General features: G+C 66.1%; 15 protein-coding genes. 6 read left to right on the top strand and 9 right to left on the bottom strand.

Annotated elements, in window-relative coordinates; all coding sequences use genetic code 11:
- Positions 1-29: 29 nt before the first annotated feature.
- Positions 30-1,604 (bottom strand): 2-isopropylmalate synthase, encoded by a 1,575-nt coding sequence (locus tag DDT93_RS12735; RefSeq protein ID WP_109466220.1) that lies wholly within the window; start codon positions 1,602-1,604, stop codon positions 30-32.
- Between the two features lie 506 nt (positions 1,605-2,110).
- Here DDT93_RS12735 and DDT93_RS12730 point away from each other — a divergent pair.
- Positions 2,111-3,889: a sensor histidine kinase gene (locus DDT93_RS12730; protein ID WP_109466219.1), complete on the top strand. Its 1,779-nt coding sequence runs from the start codon at positions 2,111-2,113 to the stop codon at positions 3,887-3,889.
- Positions 3,890-3,922: 33 nt separating this feature from the next.
- On the opposite strand, the gene DDT93_RS12725 is transcribed toward DDT93_RS12730, so the two are convergent.
- Positions 3,923-5,437 carry an MORN repeat-containing protein gene (locus DDT93_RS12725; RefSeq protein WP_109466218.1) on the bottom strand — a complete coding sequence of 505 codons (1,515 nt, stop codon included), beginning with the start codon at positions 5,435-5,437 and terminating at the stop codon, positions 3,923-3,925.
- 160 nt (positions 5,438-5,597) lie between these two features.
- On the opposite strand from DDT93_RS12725, the gene DDT93_RS12720 reads away from it, so the two are divergent.
- Complete coding sequence (locus DDT93_RS12720; protein ID WP_109466217.1) at positions 5,598-7,256, top strand: NAD+ synthase; 1,659 nt, start codon at positions 5,598-5,600, stop codon at positions 7,254-7,256.
- A 1-nt stretch (position 7,257) separates the two neighbouring features.
- Here DDT93_RS12720 and DDT93_RS12715 read toward each other — a convergent pair whose 3' ends face one another.
- A complete protein-coding gene (locus DDT93_RS12715; RefSeq protein ID WP_109466216.1) occupies positions 7,258-7,650 on the bottom strand; it encodes a metallopeptidase family protein in 393 nt (130 codons plus the stop codon).
- Between the two features lie 161 nt (positions 7,651-7,811).
- Here DDT93_RS12715 and DDT93_RS12710 point away from each other — a divergent pair, with 161 nt between their 5' ends.
- Complete coding sequence (locus DDT93_RS12710) at positions 7,812-9,140, top strand: NAD(P)/FAD-dependent oxidoreductase (RefSeq protein ID WP_109466215.1); 1,329 nt, start codon at positions 7,812-7,814, stop codon at positions 9,138-9,140.
- A gap of 5 nt (positions 9,141-9,145) precedes the next feature.
- On the opposite strand, the gene DDT93_RS12705 is transcribed toward DDT93_RS12710, so the two are convergent.
- Positions 9,146-9,601, bottom strand: a complete 456-nt coding sequence (locus tag DDT93_RS12705) for a DUF2267 domain-containing protein (RefSeq protein ID WP_109466214.1) — start codon at positions 9,599-9,601, stop codon at positions 9,146-9,148.
- 79 nt (positions 9,602-9,680) lie between these two features.
- Between DDT93_RS12705 and gltX the strand changes: the two genes are divergently transcribed.
- Positions 9,681-11,006: a glutamate--tRNA ligase gene (gene gltX, locus DDT93_RS12700; protein ID WP_109466213.1), complete on the top strand. Its 1,326-nt coding sequence runs from the start codon at positions 9,681-9,683 to the stop codon at positions 11,004-11,006.
- Positions 11,007-11,099: 93 nt separating this feature from the next.
- Here gltX and DDT93_RS12695 read toward each other — a convergent pair whose 3' ends face one another.
- Positions 11,100-11,471, bottom strand: coding sequence for a tellurite resistance TerB family protein (locus DDT93_RS12695; protein ID WP_408607932.1), 372 nt, complete (start codon positions 11,469-11,471; stop codon positions 11,100-11,102).
- Between the two features lie 174 nt (positions 11,472-11,645).
- On the opposite strand from DDT93_RS12695, the gene DDT93_RS12690 reads away from it, so the two are divergent.
- Positions 11,646-13,220: a lysine--tRNA ligase gene (locus DDT93_RS12690; protein ID WP_109466211.1), complete on the top strand. Its 1,575-nt coding sequence runs from the start codon at positions 11,646-11,648 to the stop codon at positions 13,218-13,220.
- 33 nt (positions 13,221-13,253) lie between these two features.
- On the opposite strand, the gene DDT93_RS12685 is transcribed toward DDT93_RS12690, so the two are convergent.
- The 3 genes from DDT93_RS12685 to parA all read right to left on the bottom strand — a co-directional run bounded on the left by DDT93_RS12685 (position 13,254) and on the right by parA (position 14,730).
- On the bottom strand, positions 13,254-13,661 hold the full coding sequence (locus DDT93_RS12685; RefSeq protein ID WP_109466210.1) for a universal stress protein: 408 nt from the start codon (positions 13,659-13,661) through the stop codon (positions 13,254-13,256).
- Positions 13,662-13,746: 85 nt separating this feature from the next.
- The gene (locus tag DDT93_RS12680) at positions 13,747-14,067 is read right to left on the bottom strand and encodes an antibiotic biosynthesis monooxygenase family protein (protein ID WP_109466209.1); all 321 of its coding nucleotides are present in this window, start codon (positions 14,065-14,067) and stop codon (positions 13,747-13,749) included.
- Positions 14,068-14,097: 30 nt separating this feature from the next.
- Positions 14,098-14,730 carry a ParA family partition ATPase gene (gene parA, locus DDT93_RS12675; RefSeq protein ID WP_232825446.1) on the bottom strand — a complete coding sequence of 211 codons (633 nt, stop codon included), beginning with the start codon at positions 14,728-14,730 and terminating at the stop codon, positions 14,098-14,100.
- Positions 14,731-14,878: 148 nt separating this feature from the next.
- Here parA and DDT93_RS12670 point away from each other — a divergent pair, with 148 nt between their 5' ends.
- Complete coding sequence (locus DDT93_RS12670) at positions 14,879-15,355, top strand: HugZ family pyridoxamine 5'-phosphate oxidase (RefSeq protein WP_109466207.1); 477 nt, start codon at positions 14,879-14,881, stop codon at positions 15,353-15,355.
- Positions 15,356-15,361: 6 nt separating this feature from the next.
- On the opposite strand, the gene DDT93_RS12665 is transcribed toward DDT93_RS12670, so the two are convergent.
- A complete protein-coding gene (locus DDT93_RS12665; RefSeq protein ID WP_109466206.1) occupies positions 15,362-17,647 on the bottom strand; it encodes a glycosyl hydrolase family 28-related protein in 2,286 nt (761 codons plus the stop codon).
- Positions 17,648-17,658 lie beyond the last annotated feature (11 nt).

The raw sequence follows: 17,658 nt of genomic DNA, 5'->3' as shown, positions 1-17,658 counted from the left end.
CGCGACCCGCAGGCCGCGCCACCCAAAGCTCAGGAAACGTCCTTGTAGGAGACCTCGCGCGAGTCCGTCCCCGGCGCGGTCTTGGACCGGCGCACGACGAGGCGGTTCAGCGCGTTCACATAGGCCTTGGCCGAGGCGACAACGGTGTCGGTATCCGCCGACTGGCCGGTCACGACGCGCCCGTCCTCTTCCATCCGCACCGAGACGGTGGCCTGTGCGTCGGTGCCCTCGGTCACCGCGTGCACCTGGTAAAGCTGGAGCCGTGCCGAATGCGGGAACAGGGCCTTCACCGCGTTGAAGGTCGCATCGACCGGACCGTCGCCGGTCTGCGTGGTCGATTTCTCCTCGCCGCCCACTTCCATGATCAGCTCCGCGGTCTGCGGCGCGGTGGTGCCGCACACGACCTTCAGCGACTTGATCTTGAGGTAATCGTTCTCGGAGTCCTCACCCACACGCATCAGCGCGACGAGGTCGTCGTCGTAGACTTCCTTCTTGCGGTCGGCGAGTTCCTTGAAGCGAACGAAAACGTCCTTCAGCTGGTTGTCACCCACCTCGAAACCAAGCTGGCGCAGCTTGTCGCGCAGCGCGGCGCGGCCCGAGTGCTTGCCCATGACGAGGTTCGAGGCGGTCAGGCCCACGTCCTCGGGGCGCATGATCTCGAAGGTCTCGACGTTCTTGAGCATCCCGTCCTGGTGAATGCCGGACTCGTGCGCAAAGGCGTTCTTGCCGACCACCGCCTTGTTGAACTGCACCGGGAAGCCCGACACGGTCGCCACGCGGCGCGAGATGTTCATGATCTTGGTGGTGTCGATCCCGGTGGTCCACGGCATGATGTCGTGGCGCACCTTCAGCGCCATCACCACCTCTTCCAGCGCCGTGTTGCCCGCGCGCTCGCCAAGGCCGTTGATGGTGCACTCGATTTGCCGCGCACCGCCCGCGACGGCGGCCAGCGAGTTCGCCGTCGCCATGCCAAGGTCGTTGTGGCAGTGGGTGGCAAAGATGATGTCCGACGCACCCGGCACCTCGGCGATCAGGCGCTTGATCAGGTCGGCGCTCTCTGCCGGCGCGGTATACCCGACGGTGTCGGGAATGTTGATCGTGGTGGCGCCCGCCTTGATGGCAATCTCGACCACGCGGGCGAGGTACTCCCATTCCGTCCGCGTCGCGTCCATCGGCGACCACTGCACGTTGTCGCAGAGGTTGCGCGCGTGGCTCACCGTCTCGTGGATGCGCTCGGCCATCTCGTCCATCGTCAGGTTCGGAATGGCGCGGTGCAGCGGCGAGGTGCCGATGAAAGTATGGATGCGCGGCTGACGCGCGTGTTTCACCGCCTCCCAGCAGCGGTCGATATCGGCGAAGTTCGCGCGGGCGAGGCCGCAGATCACCGAGGTCTTGGCGTTCTTCGCAATGTCCGAAACAGCGCGGAAGTCGCCTTCCGAGGCGATCGGGAAACCGGCCTCGATGATGTCGACGCCCATCTCGTCGAGCAGCCCAGCGATCTCGAGCTTTTCGTTGTGGGTCATGGTCGCGCCGGGAGACTGCTCACCGTCACGCAAGGTGGTATCGAAGATCAGCACGCGATCTTTGTCGATTGCTTGGGTCATGTCCGAAACTTTCTGTATCTGTCCTAAAGCCAATGGCGCGCAGGCATCATCCTCTGAGCGGGCGCGCCAGGGGTGGCACGCTCAGAGGCGTGTTAGGATCAGTAGGCCGCGCAGCGACGTTCCGCGGAATGCGGTCAGGGTCGAGGTATGGGCGCGGTTCAACATGGGGGCCGTTATACCGCGATCTTGGTAAATGGAAAGGAAGAATTTCCTCCGGGTCAGGGCGATACCGCCGCCGGAACTGTTCTCCCGGCTGCAATAATGCCATCGCGCGGTCCGGTTTCCGCCACGGTTGCCGTGCATTCGTGCAACAAGAAACCGAATTTTTCCCCGCGGCCCCTTGCCGGCTTGGCCTGACCGGCCCGAGGGCCTAATTCGGCGACAATGACAAGGCTCGTGCCGACGCGTCGGCAAAGAGACCCTGAAGCAGAAAGAGCAAGACCATAGCCAGCCTGTACGATAGTGCGTGCCTCGCGTTCGACGCGGGCGATCCCGCCGTCTGGACGGTGCTGGCGACGCTGACGCTGGTCGCGACCGTTTCCTACCTCGTGCGCCGCTTTCCCAATACCCTCGGGCATGGCTGGTTCATGCTGGCGATGGCGGCAATGGCGTGGTGGCTGCTCTCGGTCCTGCTGGAGTTCTCCAGCCATACGTTCGACTGCAAGGTGCTGGCCGCGCGCGTCGCCTGGCCGGGGATCGTTCTGACCCCCACGGCCTGGGCCTTCTTCCTCTACGAATACGCGTTGGCCCGCCGGGTGCCCGGCTGGGCGCGCTGGGTCGGCCTGCTGATCGCGCCCGCGCTGATCACGGCAGCGGCCCTTGCCGTTCCCTACTACGACGGGTTCTACGGCACCGGCACGCGGCTGGTCGACAACGGCGTCCGCCTCTCGGTGATCTATGACCACGGGCCGGTGTTCTTCGCCTCCGTCGCCTATCTCTACGTGGTGGTGCTCAGCTCGGTCGCCATCACCTTCCGGGCCCTCACGCTGGCCTCGCTCGGCGTGCGCAGCTTCCTGAAGAAGCTGCTGGTGGTGACGATGCTGCCGATCACCGCCGACCTCGCCTACACCTTCGGCGGCGTCACCATCTTCGGCATGGACCCGACCCCGCTGGTCTTCTCGGTCAGCCTGTCCTTCGTGTTCTGGATGTCGACCGATCATCGCTGGGTCGACATGACCGCCATCGGGCGCGACCTGATCTTCTACAACACCCGCGATCCCATCGTGCTGGCCGACATGCAGGGGCGCCTGATCGACGCCAACCCCGAGGCCAAGTCGGTGCTGGCGCTGAAGGGCGTGGCCGAACAGTCGAGCCTGCTGGCCCATCCCGACATCGGCGACATGATCGGCCACCTCCGGACAGGCGACGCCGAGGGCGCCGTGCGCATCATACGCCGCGATGGCCGCAGCTTCGCCGCCCGCGTCTATCCGCTCTCTTTCCTGCATGCCGGGCACCAGCTGGGCTGGCTGATCTCGTTGGTCGACGTCTCGGCCCAGGAAGAAGCGGCGGAAAAGGCGCAGGCGGCCGATCTTGCCAAGACCCGCTTCCTCTCGACGGTCAGCCACGAGCTGCGCACCCCGCTCACGGTGATCAAGGGCGCGACCGAACTGCTGGCACGGGCCAACGTCGCCGCCGAACCGGAAAAGGTGGAAAAGCTGATCCGCCTCGCCCGCGACAACGCCGAGACCCTCGCGCGGCTGGTCGACGATCTGCTGGACGTCCAGCGCCTCGAAAAGGCCGAGTTCTCGATCTCGATGGAGCGGCTCGACCTCAACCAGCTGGCCGAAACCGCCCTGACTCGGATCGAGAGCTATCAGGCGAACAAGCCGATGACCTTCGAGTTCCGCCCGGCCCCGGTTGCCGTTCCGGTGGACGGAGACCGCCAGCGGCTGATGCAGGTGCTGGCGAACATCCTCTCGAACGCGATCAAGTTCTCCAAGGATCCCGGCGTCGTCCGCCTGTCGGTCTCGGTGGTCGGGTCGCAGGCCGAGGTCCGGATCAGCGACAACGGGATCGGCATCCCCGAGGACGCCCGCGCCAAGGTCTTCGGCCGCTTCACCCAGGTCGATTCCTCCGACACTCGCAATCGCGGCGGCTCGGGGCTCGGGATGCACATCACCCAGCAGATCCTCGAGCAGCACGGCGGCAGCATCGACTACGAGAGCGTCATCGGAGAAGGGACGACCTTCATCGCCCTCGTGCCGCTGGCCGTCGCCGCGCCGGTCGCCGACAAGGGCGCCGACCCCGTGGTGGCAAAGCCCGCCCCGGTTCAGGTGGCAAGCTAGGTCCGGACCCGGACCGCCCGCCTTTCTCTCACCTTACTCGCTCGGTGTCTGGGTGGTGTCCTGCTCGGCCGGAGCGGTCTGCTCGGTCGTCTCGGCGGCAGGCGCCGCTTCGCTGGCGGCACCGGTGCCAGTGTCGGTCCCAGTCCCGGCCTCGTCCTTCTGCAGCGCCCCGTTCTCCCAGGTGCCGCTGGCTTCCTGACCCGAGGCATAGCGCATGGTACCCTGACCCTGCCGCTTGCCGTTCACGAAGGACCCTTCGTAGACGTCGCCATTGGCATAGGTCGCCACGCCTTCGCCGCTGATCTCGCCATCGCGCCACTGGCCCTTGTAGCGGAACCCCCCCGCCATGGTGATCTCGCCATCGCCGTCGCGCTGGCCGGCGATGAACTGGCCCGTGTAGACCGAGCCGTCGGCATAGGTCGCCGTGCCCTGCCCATGCCGCTGTCCGTCGCGCCATTCGCCTTCGTAGCGATAGCCGTCCTCGTAGGTCATCACGCCCTGACCGTCGTTCTTGGCGTTCTTGAAAGACCCCTCGTAGACCGTGCCGTTGGCATAGCGCGCCACGCCGTCGCCCTCGATCACCCCGGCGACCCAGCCGCCTTCGTAGGTCGAGCCGTCGGGATAGGTGATCTTGCCCTGACCGTCCGCAAGGTCGCTCTTGAACTGGCCCTCGTAGACCGAGCCGTCGGGATAGGTCACCCGGCCCTGACCCTCGATCTGCCCGGCCACCCAGGACCCGGTGTAGACGTAGCCGTCGGTGCCGGTAAATGTGCCCTGTCCGTCGCGGCGGTCGTCGGCAAAGCTGCCTTCGTAGATGTCGCCGTTGGCGTACTGCACGCGGCCCTCGCCCTGCCGCCGCCCGGCGACCAGCGCGCCGGTATAGACGTCGCCGTTGGGCTGGGTCAGCGTCCCGGTCCCGTCGATCTGGCCGTCCTTCCAGCTGCCCACGTAGACCAGCCCGTCGGGCAGGGTCAGCGTGCCATTGCCCTCCCGTTCACCGGCGACGATGTCGCCCTCGTAGACGGCCCCGTCCGGGTAGGTGATGACCGCCTGGCCCTGCTTCTCGCCGTCGACCCAGCTGCCCTTGTACTCGTAGCCGCCGGGGCTCGTCATCGTGCCGGTGCCGTGGTGGCGCGCATCGCGGAACTCGCCCTCGTAGCGCACGCCATTGGCATAGATCGCAATGCCCTTGCCGTTGATCTTGCCGTCCAGCCACTCGCCTTCGTAAGTGCCGCCGTCGGCAAAGGTGATCTTGCCGATCCCCTCGGGTTTGCCCTTGGCGAATTCGCCCTCGTAGACCGATCCGTTGGGAAAGCGCGCGGTGCCCTTGCCCTTGATCTCGCCATCGGCCCATTCGCCCGAATACTCGTAGCCGTTGGGCAGCTTGTAGGTGCCGGTCCCGTGCTGAAGACCGTTGCGGAACGTGCCCTCGTAGACGCCGCCGATGTCGTCCTGCGTGGTCATCACTTCCGAAGACTGCTGGGCGAAAGCCTGGCCTGCCAGCGAGAGCGCGAGCGTCGCTGCCAATACGTAAGAGGGTCGAGTCATGATAGTTCCTGTCTGCCCCGTTCTGCCGCGGAACCGTGCCACGGCCCGTTGAAATTAGGCGACGGGCGGGTCCGGAGCAACGTCTTTTGCGGTTATCCGCTTTCCCCCGGGTGTCTATCTGTTAAACGGGCTGACAGATAGGGAACGGGCAGAGGACCGCATGAGCGATCGCTTTCGCATCACACTTGCACAGCTGAATCCCACGGTGGGCGACATCGAGGGGAACGCCGCAAAGGCGCGCGCCGCATGGGAGCAGGGCCGCGAGGCCGGGGCCGACATGGTCGCGCTGCCCGAGATGTTCATCACCGGTTACAACACCCAGGACCTGGTGATGAAACCGATCTTTCACCAGACGGCGATCGCCGCGATCGAGCAGTTGGCGAAAGACTGCGCAGAGGGTCCGGCGCTGGCCGTCGGTGGCCCCTGGATCGAAGGCGCGGGCCTGTTCAACGCCTATCACATCTGCCGCGCCGGACGTGTCGTCAGCCGCGTGCTCAAGCACGACCTGCCGAACGAGACCGTCTTCGACGAGGTGCGCATCTACGACAGCGGCCCGCTCGGCGGGCCCTACTCGGTCGGCAACACCCGCGTCGGCTCGCCGATCTGCGAGGATGCCTGGCACCCCGAGGTGCCCGAGACGCTGGCCGAGACCGGGGCCGAGTTCCTGCTGGTCCCGAACGGCTCCCCATACTATCGCGGCAAGCATGACACCCGGCTGAACCACATGGTCGCCCGCGTGGTCGAGACCGGCCTGCCGCTGATCTATCTCAACATGGTCGGCGGTCAGGACGATCAGGTCTTTGACGGCGCCACCTTCGGGCTGAACCCCGGCGGCAGGCTGGCCTTCCAGATGCCCCAGTTCGACGAGGGGATCGCCCATGTCGACCTCGAACGCGGCCCTGAGGGCTGGCGCATCGTCGAGGGCGAGGAGCACGCTCATCCCAGCGAATGGGAGCAGGACTATCGCGTGATGGTCGACTCCCTGCGCGACTACATGCGCAAGACCGGCTTCAAGAAGGTCCTGCTGGGCCTGTCCGGGGGCATCGACTCCGCCATCGTCGCCACCATCGCCGCCGACGCCATCGGCCCCGAGAACGTGCGCTGCGTGATGCTGCCGTCCGAATACACCTCGCCCGAGTCGCTGGAGGATGCCGAGGCCGTCGCCAAGGCGCTCGGCTGCCGTTACGACTACGTCCCGATCAGCCAGGGCCGCGCCGCGATCACCGAGACGCTGGCGCCGCTCTTCGCCGGTCTCCAGCCCGACCTGACCGAGGAAAACATCCAGTCGCGCCTGCGCGGCCTGCTCCTGATGGCCATGTCGAACAAGTTCGGCGAGATGCTGCTGACCACCGGCAACAAGTCCGAGGTCGCGGTCGGCTATGCCACCATCTACGGAGACATGGCGGGCGGCTACAACCCGATCAAGGACCTCTACAAGACCCGCGTGTTCGAACAATGCCGCTGGCGCAACCAGAACCACCGCCCGTGGATGCTGGCCCCGGCGGGCGAGGTGATCCCGCCCCGCGTGATCGACAAGCCGCCCTCCGCCGAACTGCGCGCCGACCAGAAGGACAGCGACAGCCTGCCCGACTACCCGGAACTCGATGCGATCCTCGAGATCCTCGTCGACAAGGACGGCTCCATCGCCGACTGCGTGGCCGCCGGTTTCGACCGCGCCACCGCGCAGAAGGTCGAGAAACTGATCTACATCAGCGAATACAAGCGCTTCCAGTCCGCCCCCGGCGCGCGCCTGACCAAACACGCCTTCTGGCTCGACCGTCGCTACCCCATCGTCAACCGCTGGCGCGACCCGAGCTGAGCTACTCCCACCACCGGTCGATGGCGGCGATGTCGTCGTCGCTCCAGCCGAAGTGGTGGGCGAATTCGTGGATCGTGACGTGGGTGATCAGCTCGTCGAGCGTCACGTCGCCACGGTCGCGCCATTCGGCGAGGATCGGCTGCCGGAACAGCCAGACCACATCGGGCTGCTGCGGCTGGTCCCAGACCGATTTCTCGGTCACCGGAATGCCCTCGTAAAGCCCGGTCAGCTCCAGCCGGTGCGAGATCCCGAGCTCGCGCAGCATCTCGGCGGCGGGCCACTCCGCCACCAGCAGGGCGACCTCGCGCGCGGCCTTGCGAAAGATCCCCGGCATCGCCTCCACGGTGCGGCGGGCGACGTCCTCGAAATGCTCTGTGCTGGTGTTCTGTTGCATCGCGAAGATATGGGATACCGGGACCCTGCGGAGAAGGGCCGCCCGGGCGCACTAGCATGTTAGCGTTGGACTGTGTGCTTAATGTCGATGTTCCCGGGGAACCTCTGAAGGTCGGGTTTTCCCGTATGGACCGGCCCGACTCGCTACGGCTAGATAACGCCATGCCTGGACCGTCGCTGCCCCATTTTGAAAGTGATTACCGTGTGCCCGAACAAGTCGATGTCGTTGTCATCGGCGGGGGCATCGTCGGCGCTTCGACGGCATTGGAACTGGCCGAACGGGGCCTGTCGGTCGTGCTCTGCGAAAAGGGCCAGATCGCCGGGGAACAGTCCAGCCGCAACTGGGGCTGGGTCCGCCTCTCGCAGAGGGACCCGCGCGAAATTCCCCTGATGATCGAGGCGATCCGCATCTGGGAAGGGCTCGATGCGCGCGTCGGCGGGCGCACCGGCTATACCCAGAGCGGCATTCTCTTCACCTCGCCGAACGAACGTGGCGTCGCCGAGAACGAACGCTGGTCGCGCCACCTCGCGCCACACCAGATCGAATGCCGCGTGATCAACGGCAGCGAACTCGACAACCTGATGCCCGGCCACCGGATGAAGGTGAAGGGCGCGCTTTATACGCCGGTCGACGGCAGGGCCGAACCGCAATGGGCGGCGCCCGCCATCGCCGAGGGCGCCCGCACCGCCGGGGCCACGGTGATGACTGCCTGCGCGGTCCGCAGCCTCGACATCCAGGGCGGCCGGGTCGCCGGTGTGATCACGGAAAAAGGCCGCATCCGCTGCGAGCAGGTCGTCCTTGCCGGCGGGGCATGGTCGCGCCTGTTCTCGGGCAATGCGGGCATTTCCCTGCCGCAGCTCAAGGTGATGAACACGGTGCTGCGCACCACCCCGGTCGACGGCCCCGCCGCCTCGGTCTGGTCCGACGGTTTCGCCTTCCGCAAGCGCGAGGACGGCGGCTACACCATCGCCTCGGGCCACGAGAATGTGGTCGACATCGTGCCCGACAGCTTCCGCCTCGGGCTCCGCTTCCTGCCCGCCTATCGCGCCGACTGGCGCTCGCTCGGCTTCCGCCTGTCCGGGCGCTGGGCGGTGGAGGCCTCGCAGGCCCGGCGCTGGCGCCCGGACGAGACCACCGCCTTCGAGAAATGCCGCGTGCTCGATCCCGCGCCCTCGCAAAAGATGCTGCGGCGCAGCTGGAACGCCATCCTCCGCGCCTTTCCGATCTTCGAACAGGCCGACATCGTGCAAAGCTGGGCCGGTATGATCGACGTGACCCCGGATGCCATCCCGGTGATCTCGGCCGTGGACCAGATCCCGGGCTTCTACATCGCGACCGGCTTTTCCGGCCACGGCTTCGGCCTCGGCCCCGGCGCGGGCCGCCTGATGGCCGATCTCGTCACCGGCCGCACACCCGTGGTCGACCCGCACGAATTCCGCCTCGCACGGTTCTTCGACGGCAGCAAAATCCGGCCCGACGCCGGGTTCTGACCCTTTCAGCCAAAGCGCGGGCCGAGGTCCGAAGGATCCGCATCGGTCCGCCAGAACTCTGTTGAGCCTTGGGGGCAGGCGGCCAGTGCCCGGGCCAGCGGCGCGGGCAGGACCGCGCGGCGCAGCGCATAGGCGACGGCTTCAATGCAATTGCCGGGCGTCAGGTTGTGATGCGGCCGCAGGGCCTGCGCCTCGCGCGTCATCTCCTCGCGGCTGGCAAAGGGCACCGGCGCGGCATCCACCTCCCACTCGAAGACAAAGATCGCCCGGGGCACGGCGGGCAGAACGCTGGCAAAGCCGATGCCCTGCGGGCCCGTCAGGCGGCGGCGAAAGGCGCGGAACACGCCGTCGATGGCATTGTAGGCCATGTTGTCCGACGCGAGGTCCATACGCTCTCGCGCATCCGCCAGAAAGGCGCGCCACTCGGCATCGGCATGGCGATAGGGGTAGGGCATGGGCATGGGGCATAGCGTAGTTGCAGCAAGCAAACTGGACAAACACAAAGCCATGTGACAACAGGACGGCGACCTGGAGACGCACATGACCACCACCCGTTTCGCCCCGTCGCCCACGGGCTACATCCATATCGGCAACCTGCGCACCGCGCTGATGAACTACCTGATCGCCCGCAAATCCGGCGGCGAGTTCATCCTGCGCATCGACGACACCGACCCGGAGCGGTCGAAGGAAGAATACGTCGAGGCGATCAAGGAAGACCTGACCTGGCTGGGTCTGACCTGGGACCGGTTCGAGCGCCAGTCGCTGCGGCTGGACCGCTACGCCGAGGCCGCCGACGAACTGCGCGCCAAGGGCCGCTTCTACGAGGCCTTCGAGACCCCGACCGAACTGGACCTCAAGCGCAAGAAACAGCTGAACATGGGCAAGCCGCCGGTCTATGACCGCGCCGCGCTGAACCTGTCCGAGGCCGAGAAGGACAAGCTGCGCGCCGAACGCGGTGCGGGCGTCTGGCGCTTCAAGCTGATCCAGGAACGCATCGAGTGGCACGACGGCATCCTCGGCGACATCTCGATCGACGCGGCCAGCGTGTCGGACCCGGTGCTGATCCGCGCCGACGGTCAGGTGCTCTACACCCTCGCGTCGGTGGTCGACGACATGGACATGGGCGTGACCAACATCGTGCGCGGCTCGGACCACGTGACCAACACCGCGACCCAGATCCAGATCATCGAGGCGCTGGGCGGCAAGGCCCCCGATTTCGCGCACCACTCGCTGCTGACCGGCCCGCAGGGCGAAGCGCTGTCCAAGCGCCTCGGCGTGCTCTCGTTGCGCGACCTGCGTGCCAAGGGCGTGGAACCGGCGGCGCTGCTCTCGCTGATGGCGCGGCTCGGCTCCTCCGACCCGGTGGAACTGCAGTCGGACATGGCGAAGCTGATCGAGGGCTTCGACATCACCCGCTTCGGTTCGGCCCCGACCAAGTTCGACGAGAACGACCTCTTCCCGCTGACCGCGCACTTCCTGCAGCAGCAGCCGCTGGAGTCCGTGCGCGCCCATATCGACGCGCTGGGCGTCCCGGCGGACAAGGCCGAGGCCTTCTGGACCGTCGCGCGCGAGAACATCACCACCCTCGCCGATCTCGAAGGCTGGTGGACCCTCTGCCGCGACGGTGCCGAGCCGCTGATCGCCGACGAGGACCGCGAGTTCATCGCCGAGGCGATGGCGATGCTGCCGCCGCAGCCCCATGACGAAACCACCTGGGGCAGCTGGACGGCGGCGGTGAAGGAAAAGACCGGCCGCAAGGGCAAGGGCCTGTTCATGCCGCTGCGCAAGGCGCTGACCGGGCAGGAACGCGGGCCGGAAATGGCCGCGCTGCTGCCGCTGCTGCAGGTGATCCGCGCGCGCGGCTGACGTCGAGGGCAGGAGCGAGGGGCCAGCCCCTCGCGCTCCCCGGGATACTTGGAACCCAAAGAAGGGGCGGCGCGGGCCGCCCTTTTTCGTGTCTCAGAGCGTCAGATGCCGGGCGCGGGCACCGCGCTCGATGGCGGCGGCGTGCAGGCGGTCGAGGTTCAGCTCGTAGCGGACCTCTTCCAGCAGCCGCAGTTCCGGCTCGGTCAGGGTGCCGTCGGAGGCCGCCACGTCGCAGGCCAGCGCATAGGCGGTCTCGAACAGGCGTTCGGGCAGGTTGTCGCGGATCAGCCCGAACAGGGCGTCGAGCCCGTCCTCCTGTTCGAACAGGTCGAACACGGTCTGGGTCACGCTGTTCATGCGGTCGATGTCGTAGTCGGCGAAGATCGGCAGCATGTTCACCGAGGACTGGATCTTGACCAGCTCGGCAGTGCGGATGTTCTCATCCGACGCGGAAACGGCCACCATGAGGGCGACAAGACAGTCCTGCGCGCTGAGCGGGTGTTGGTCTGTATCGGACAAGGTCGCGTATCCTTCGCTTTGCTCGGTTCATGAGCAAAATATTGACGCCGCAGGCGCAGCACAATAGGTAGCGGCGTCGGGTCGCGCGGCGTGCGCGGCAAGGAACCTCCGGAGTAAACAATGTCTGATCTGCGCGAAGCCGCTCTCGCATCCAAAGCATGGCCTTTCGAAGAGGCACGCCGGGTGGCCAAACGCTACGAGAAGGCACCGCCGGAGAAGGGTTACGTCCTGTTCGAGACCGGCTATGGCCCCTCGGGCCTGCCGCACATCGGGACCTTCGGCGAGGTGCTGCGCACCACCATGATCCGCCGCGCCTTCGAGGTGATCTCGGACATTCCGACCCGTCTGATCTGTTTCTCGGACGACATGGACGGGATGCGCAAGATCCCGGGCAACGTGCCGAACCAGGAACGCCTGCGCGAGGACATCCAGAAGCCGCTGACCAGCGTCTACGATCCCTTCGAGGAATTCGAGAGCTTCGGCCATCACAACAACGCCATGCTGCGCCGTTTCCTCGACACCTTCGGGTTCGAGTACGAGTTCTACTCGGCCACCGAGTTCTACAAGTCGGGCCAGTTCGACGAGGTTCTGAAGCTCGCCTGCGAACGCTATGACGCGGTGATGAAGGTCATGCTCAAGTCGCTGCGCGAGGAGCGCCAGCTGACCTATTCGATCTTCCTGCCGATCCACCCGGAGACGGGCCGCGTGCTCTACGTTCCGATGAAGAAGGTGGACCCCGAGAATTACACCATCACCTTCGACGACGAGGATGGCCGGGAATGGACCCTGCCGGTCACCGGCGGCAACGTGAAGCTTCAGTGGAAGCCCGATTTCGGCGCCCGCTGGGCGGCGCTGGACGTCGATTTCGAGATGTACGGCAAGGACCACTCGACCAATACGCCGATCTACGATTCGATCTGCGAGATCCTCGGCGGCCGCAAGCCCGAGCATTTCACCTACGAGCTGTTCCTCGACGACAAGGGCCAGAAGATCTCGAAATCCTCGGGCAACGGCATCTCGATCGACGAATGGCTGACCTATGCCTCCACCGGGAGCCTCTCGTACTTCATGTACCAGAAGCCCAAGACGGCCAAGCGGCTCTACTTCGACGTCATCCCGCGGATGATGGACGAGTATCACCAGCAGCTGCGCGCCTACCCGACGCAGGATGCCGCCGGTCAGCTGAACAACCCGGTCTACCACATCCACGGCGCGAACGTGCCCGCCTCGGACATGGTGGTGCCCTTCTCGATGCTGCTGAACCTCGCCTCGGTGTCGAGCGCCGAGGACAAGGAAGCGCTCTGGGGCTTCATCCGCCGCTATGCGCCCGAGGCCAGCCCGGCGACCAACCCGCAGATGGACGAGGCCGCCGGGTTCGCTGTGCGCTACTACAACGACTTCGTGAAGCCCGAGAAGACCTTCCGCGCGCCGACCGATCTCGAGCGCGAGGCGCTGGAGGATCTGCGGACGCAGCTGGCCGCCTATGACGGCCCGCTCGACGACGAGGCGCTGCAATCCATCGTCTATGCCTGCGGCCGCGACCGGTTCGAACCGCTGCGCGACTGGTTCAAGGCGCTCTACGAGGTGCTGCTCGGCGCCTCGCAGGGCCCGCGGTTCGGCGGGTTCATCGCGCTCTACGGCGTGAATGAGACCATCGCCCTGATCGACAAGGGTCTGGCCGGCGAACTGGTCTGAGCCGAGGGGGCGGCGCACCCGCCGCCCGGTCGCTCAGCGGACCACGTGCACCGCGCATTTGGCGTGCCGGACCACCTGCGTGGCGGTGGAGCCGATCAGCAGGTCCTGCATGCCGGGGCGATGCGAGTCGATCACGATCAGGTCGGGGCTGTGCTGTTCGGCCCAGTCGAGGATGCTGGAGCCCGAGTGCCCCTCGATCACCTCGCCGGTGGCATTGGGCAGCTGCTGCGCCAGCTCGTCCAGCCGGGCCTGGATCGCCTTGCGCGTTTCTGTGACGAAATCCACCGGCATGTAGGAGATGGCATAGGCCGGGATGTGCTCGATCACGTGCAGCAGCGTGATGCGCGCGCCGGGCGATGCCAGCAGCCCGGCCAGCTTCATCGGCCCGGTGACGTCGTGCTCGGTGTCGAAGGCGACGGGAATCAGGATGTTCTTGTACATGATCGGCCCTCCGGTGCGATATGATGCCCAGAGTGGACAGTTAGGCCGCGCTCGGCCTTGATCCAGATCACCTGCCGCCGCGATCTCAGCCGAAACTCTGCGCCACGTCGTACATCACCGGCTCGAAGCTGCGGCACAATTCGTTGATGGCGCGGTTGCGCTTGCGCATCTCGGTGGTGCGCAGCATGGCCTGAAAGTCCTCGCGCCGTTCCCACTGCGAGTAATTGGCGATGCGGGTCTGGGCATCGTTCACGTGCAGCCCGGCGGCGATGAAGCCCGGTTGCTTGGAGATGAACTGTTCATAGGCCTCGGTCAGCGCCTCGAGCAGGTCATGACAGGTGCCCGGGGTCATCTCGAAGGTGGTGATGACGGTCTGGACATTGGCGTCGGACGAAATGGTCAGCATTGGCTCCTCCCTTGGCTGACCCCGATGCTATCACAGCTTTTCGAGCGCCGTCTCCACTTCGCTGACAAGCGCCATCACCTCGGCATGGGCCGGGCCCTTGCGCGCCTCCAGCGCGGCCTTGCCCTGCCCGAGGGTCTCGGCATAGACGACCCGGTTCGCCATCGGGGTCGCGGCCACCTCGGCCTCCATCTCGGCTGCCTTCTCGGCCACGTCCGCGGCCAGCCGGGTGCCGGGGCGGGCACGGGTCATCACCATCATGGCCGGTTTTCTCTCGCGCTCGGCGAGGTAGAGCACCACCTCCACCGCCCAGAGGTCGACATGGCTGGTCGCCACCGGGATCAGCACGAGGTCCGACACCCGCAGGGCCGGGCGCAGGTCGCTGTCGGCCTTGGGCGGGGTGTCGATGATGACGATATCGTGGCTGTCGGCCAGCTTGCGGCACTCGTAGGGCACGCCCCAGGCCGAGGCGGTCGAGAAATCGAGGCCCGGCTCCTGCTGCGACTCGATCCGGGTCATGAACCAGCGTCCGGCGCTGCCCTGCGGGTCGGTATCCATCAGGGCGACCGTCTTTCCGGCGCGCAGAAAGCCGATGGCGAGGTTGATGGCGAGCGTGGTCTTGCCGGCGCCGCCCTTCTGCTGGGCGATGGTAATCACGTGTCCCAAGGGATTCTCCCTCTCTTCGCTGCAATGCAGCATATCAGGGCCGGGCACCAATACAATGCGCAATTGAGCGCTCGTTCGCCCCATGCGCGAACGCGGCTTGCGATGGCCGCAGTTGTGGCTGACCCGGCCTGCGCCTAACCTCCGCGCCATGACAGATCCCATCCGCCCGACCGATGACGAGGCCCGCGCGCTGGCCCGCCGCCTGCTGCAGGAAGAAACCACCGCCGCGCTGGCCGTTCTGCGCGGGGGCGCCCCCTTCGTCACCCGCATCGCCCTCGGCCTCGCGCCCGAGGGCGGCCCGATCTCGCTGGTCTCCGACCTTGCCGCCCATACGCAGGCCCTGCGCGCCGATCCGGTTTGTTCGCTACTTGTGGGAACTCCGGGGGAGCGGGGCGATCCGCTGACACACCCGAGGCTGACCCTGCAGGCAGGGGCCGAATTCGTCGGGCGGGACGACCCCGGGCGCGAGGCACTGGCCGCGCATTATCTGCGCGGCCACCCCAAGGCCAAGCTCTACATCGGTTTCGCCGACTTCCACTTCGTCTGCTTCCGCGTCACCGGGGCCTTCCTGAACGGCGGCTTCGGCCGGGCCTTCAACCTGACCCCGGCCGATCTGTCGCTCTGACGGCGCTCAGAGGTCGATCCGCACCGTCAGCGCGACCTCGCCCTGCACCTCCTCCTCCCAGACAAGGTCGACCTTGTCGCCACTGCCACCCTGCTCGGTGCGGATGAAGGGCACGCCATAGTGGGTCTGGTCCGCAGCGGTCTTGATCGCGCCCACGCTGACCACCGAGTCGACCCGCCGGGCCATGCCATCGAAGGGGATCGCGTCGGTCAGGCTGACGACCCATGTCTTGGCCGGGGTCGCCTCGACGTATTGCACCCGGGCGGGATTGGTCACCTGACGCGAGACCTGGTGAAAGGTGTTGGCCTCGAAGGTCACGTTCTTGAACCGGCTCGCATCCAGCGGGGCATGGCTGCTGTCAATCCGCTCGACCCGGTCGATACTGCCCGAGATCGAGCGGAACTTGTTGCCGGTGACCGAAAGCCCGTTGAGGTAGTGCCCGCTGCCGAAAGGCTTGATCACGATAAAGCTGAACCAGTCCGCGACATCGGTGCAAAGGCAGATGTTGTCGGTGATGCTGAGCGAGGCAAAGGAGAACCCCGAAGTGAAATCCGGCGTCGAGTCGTGCTCGTTGGTCCACTCGATCCAGCAGTTGTCGATATAGTTCGCCGCGATCGTGGTGCAGTGGTAGTTGCCGATCAGCACGATCCCCGCAGTCCGCACGCCGTTCGAATTGGTGTCGCCCTGAAACAGGTGATTGCCGATCACCGTGTGGTTCTGCCCCTCCAGCACCGCGAAATGCAGGAACCGTGTGATCCGGTTGTGCCGCAGCTTGACGTCATTGGCGTTGACGTTCAGCCCGATCGAGACACGGTCCTCGACATCCAGCGCGTCCTCGTTCGAGAGGAACTGGCAATTGTCGATGATCATGCCCTGGCAGCCTTCCGCAATCGAGGTCACCCCCCGATCCTTCGGCTTGTTGAGGATGCAGTGGTGCAGGCTGAACACCGACCCGGCCGGCGCAAGGCGTATGCCGCTGGCGATACCGTTGCACTGGATCTCGACCTCGGTCAGCTCGAACTTGCTGAGCTGAGAGAAGCCTGAGAAATCGAGCATGTACTTGAAATCACGAAAGGTATAGGTCTGCGTGCCCTCCGCGTCATGCAGCTGGGCGCTGAGCGTAAGCTCCTGTGCGCCGATGTTGCGCGCAGTGACATAAACCTCGCGTCCCACCCCGTTGCCTTCGACCAGCGCCCCCACCGGTATGTTCGCAACATTGGCGACATCCGACAGCGTCCTGCCATTGCTGGCACTGTAGCTCGCCTGCGAGGTCACGGTCTCCGTGTCCCATGCCGCGCCCCCGGTCGCGTTCAGCTGGCCGTTCCGGATCACCCGCCGGGTGGCGTAGCTGTCCTTGTTCGGCACCGCCGCCTGCATGTCGACCGGACCCGAGAGGTTCACCTTGCGCCCGCCAAGGTCCAGCTCGGCATGGTCGGAGTTGTTCAGCAGCGCCTGAAAGGCCTTCTTGAAGGCCAGTTCCTCGTCGCCAAAGGCGTCCACGTAGCTCGCCAGGTCGTAGTTGCGCGTCAGCAGCAGCATCTTGTCGGTCGGCATCGTCACCGTACCTTCGAAGATCACCGGCACGTCAAAGGTCACGCTGTCGTCCAGCTGGTAGATACCGGCGGGCACCAGCACCCGGCGTCCCTCGGCAGCGGCATTCGCGGCTGCGAACGCGGCGGTGTCGTCGGTGGTGCCGTCGCCCAGGGCGCCAAAGTCCCGGACGTCCACAAGGCTCAGCATGTCCCGCAGAAAGGCCGAGGTGATGTCCTCGATGACGATATCGTCGATCCGCACGACGCCGCCGGTCGGCCCGGTCAGGTCCACCCCGAAATGCCCGTAAAGCGCGGCGGTGCCCCAGGCCATGTCCACCCCAACCCGCATACCGGTCCCGATGATGGCCGTGATCTCGACCACCTCGCCATAGGTGGTCAGCGCGGTGGCGGGCCCGGTCTCGGTCACATCCGATACATGCCCGCCCCCCGCGGCCCCGGCCCAACCCGCAATCCGCACCGAGGGGAGGTTGCCGCTGACCGCCTTCACCCGGGCGGTGACGCGCAGGTAGGCCCCCGGCAGCAGTGGCGTCTCGCCCATGTAGCGCAGCTTCTGGGTGGCATTGGTCTTGTAAAGCTCGAGGCAGCCCGCGAAATCCTGATCCGACGGGACAAAGACAGCGTTCGGGTCGCCATCGTAGGTGTCCGATCCGGGGGTGCCGTTGCCGCTGGACCAGACGTCCAGCCCCTCGGCAAAGGCGGGCGGCACCAGTTCGACGCCATCGGTGATCGCAATGTTCATGTGGTTCCCTT

Source organism: Albibacillus kandeliae, from assembly GCF_003116585.1.
Classification (GTDB): Bacteria; Pseudomonadota; Alphaproteobacteria; order Rhodobacterales; family Rhodobacteraceae; genus Albibacillus; species Albibacillus kandeliae.
This window is presented reverse-complemented; position numbering and strand designations above follow the sequence as displayed.

Excerpts from the sequence above, each read along its gene's own strand:
- DDT93_RS12735 (WP_109466220.1), bottom strand. The coding sequence starts at position 1,604 with ATGACCCAAGCAATCGACAAAGATCGCGTGCTGATCTTCGATACCACC.
- DDT93_RS12720 (WP_109466217.1), top strand. The coding sequence starts at position 5,598 with ATGAGCGATCGCTTTCGCATCACACTTGCACAGCTGAATCCCACGGTG.
- DDT93_RS12715 (WP_109466216.1), bottom strand. The coding sequence starts at position 7,650 with ATGCAACAGAACACCAGCACAGAGCATTTCGAGGACGTCGCCCGCCGC.
- DDT93_RS12670 (WP_109466207.1), top strand. The coding sequence starts at position 14,879 with ATGACAGATCCCATCCGCCCGACCGATGACGAGGCCCGCGCGCTGGCC.
- DDT93_RS12680 (WP_109466209.1), bottom strand. The coding sequence starts at position 14,067 with ATGCTGACCATTTCGTCCGACGCCAATGTCCAGACCGTCATCACCACC.
- DDT93_RS12710 (WP_109466215.1), top strand. The coding sequence starts at position 7,812 with ATGCCTGGACCGTCGCTGCCCCATTTTGAAAGTGATTACCGTGTGCCC.
- DDT93_RS12695 (WP_408607932.1), bottom strand. The coding sequence starts at position 11,471 with ATGGTGGCCGTTTCCGCGTCGGATGAGAACATCCGCACTGCCGAGCTG.
- gltX (WP_109466213.1), top strand. The coding sequence starts at position 9,681 with ATGACCACCACCCGTTTCGCCCCGTCGCCCACGGGCTACATCCATATC.
- DDT93_RS12725 (WP_109466218.1), bottom strand. The coding sequence starts at position 5,437 with ATGACTCGACCCTCTTACGTATTGGCAGCGACGCTCGCGCTCTCGCTG.
- DDT93_RS12665 (WP_109466206.1), bottom strand. The coding sequence starts at position 17,647 with ATGAACATTGCGATCACCGATGGCGTCGAACTGGTGCCGCCCGCCTTT.
- DDT93_RS12705 (WP_109466214.1), bottom strand. The coding sequence starts at position 9,601 with ATGCCCATGCCCTACCCCTATCGCCATGCCGATGCCGAGTGGCGCGCC.
- DDT93_RS12690 (WP_109466211.1), top strand. The coding sequence starts at position 11,646 with ATGTCTGATCTGCGCGAAGCCGCTCTCGCATCCAAAGCATGGCCTTTC.
- DDT93_RS12685 (WP_109466210.1), bottom strand. The coding sequence starts at position 13,661 with ATGTACAAGAACATCCTGATTCCCGTCGCCTTCGACACCGAGCACGAC.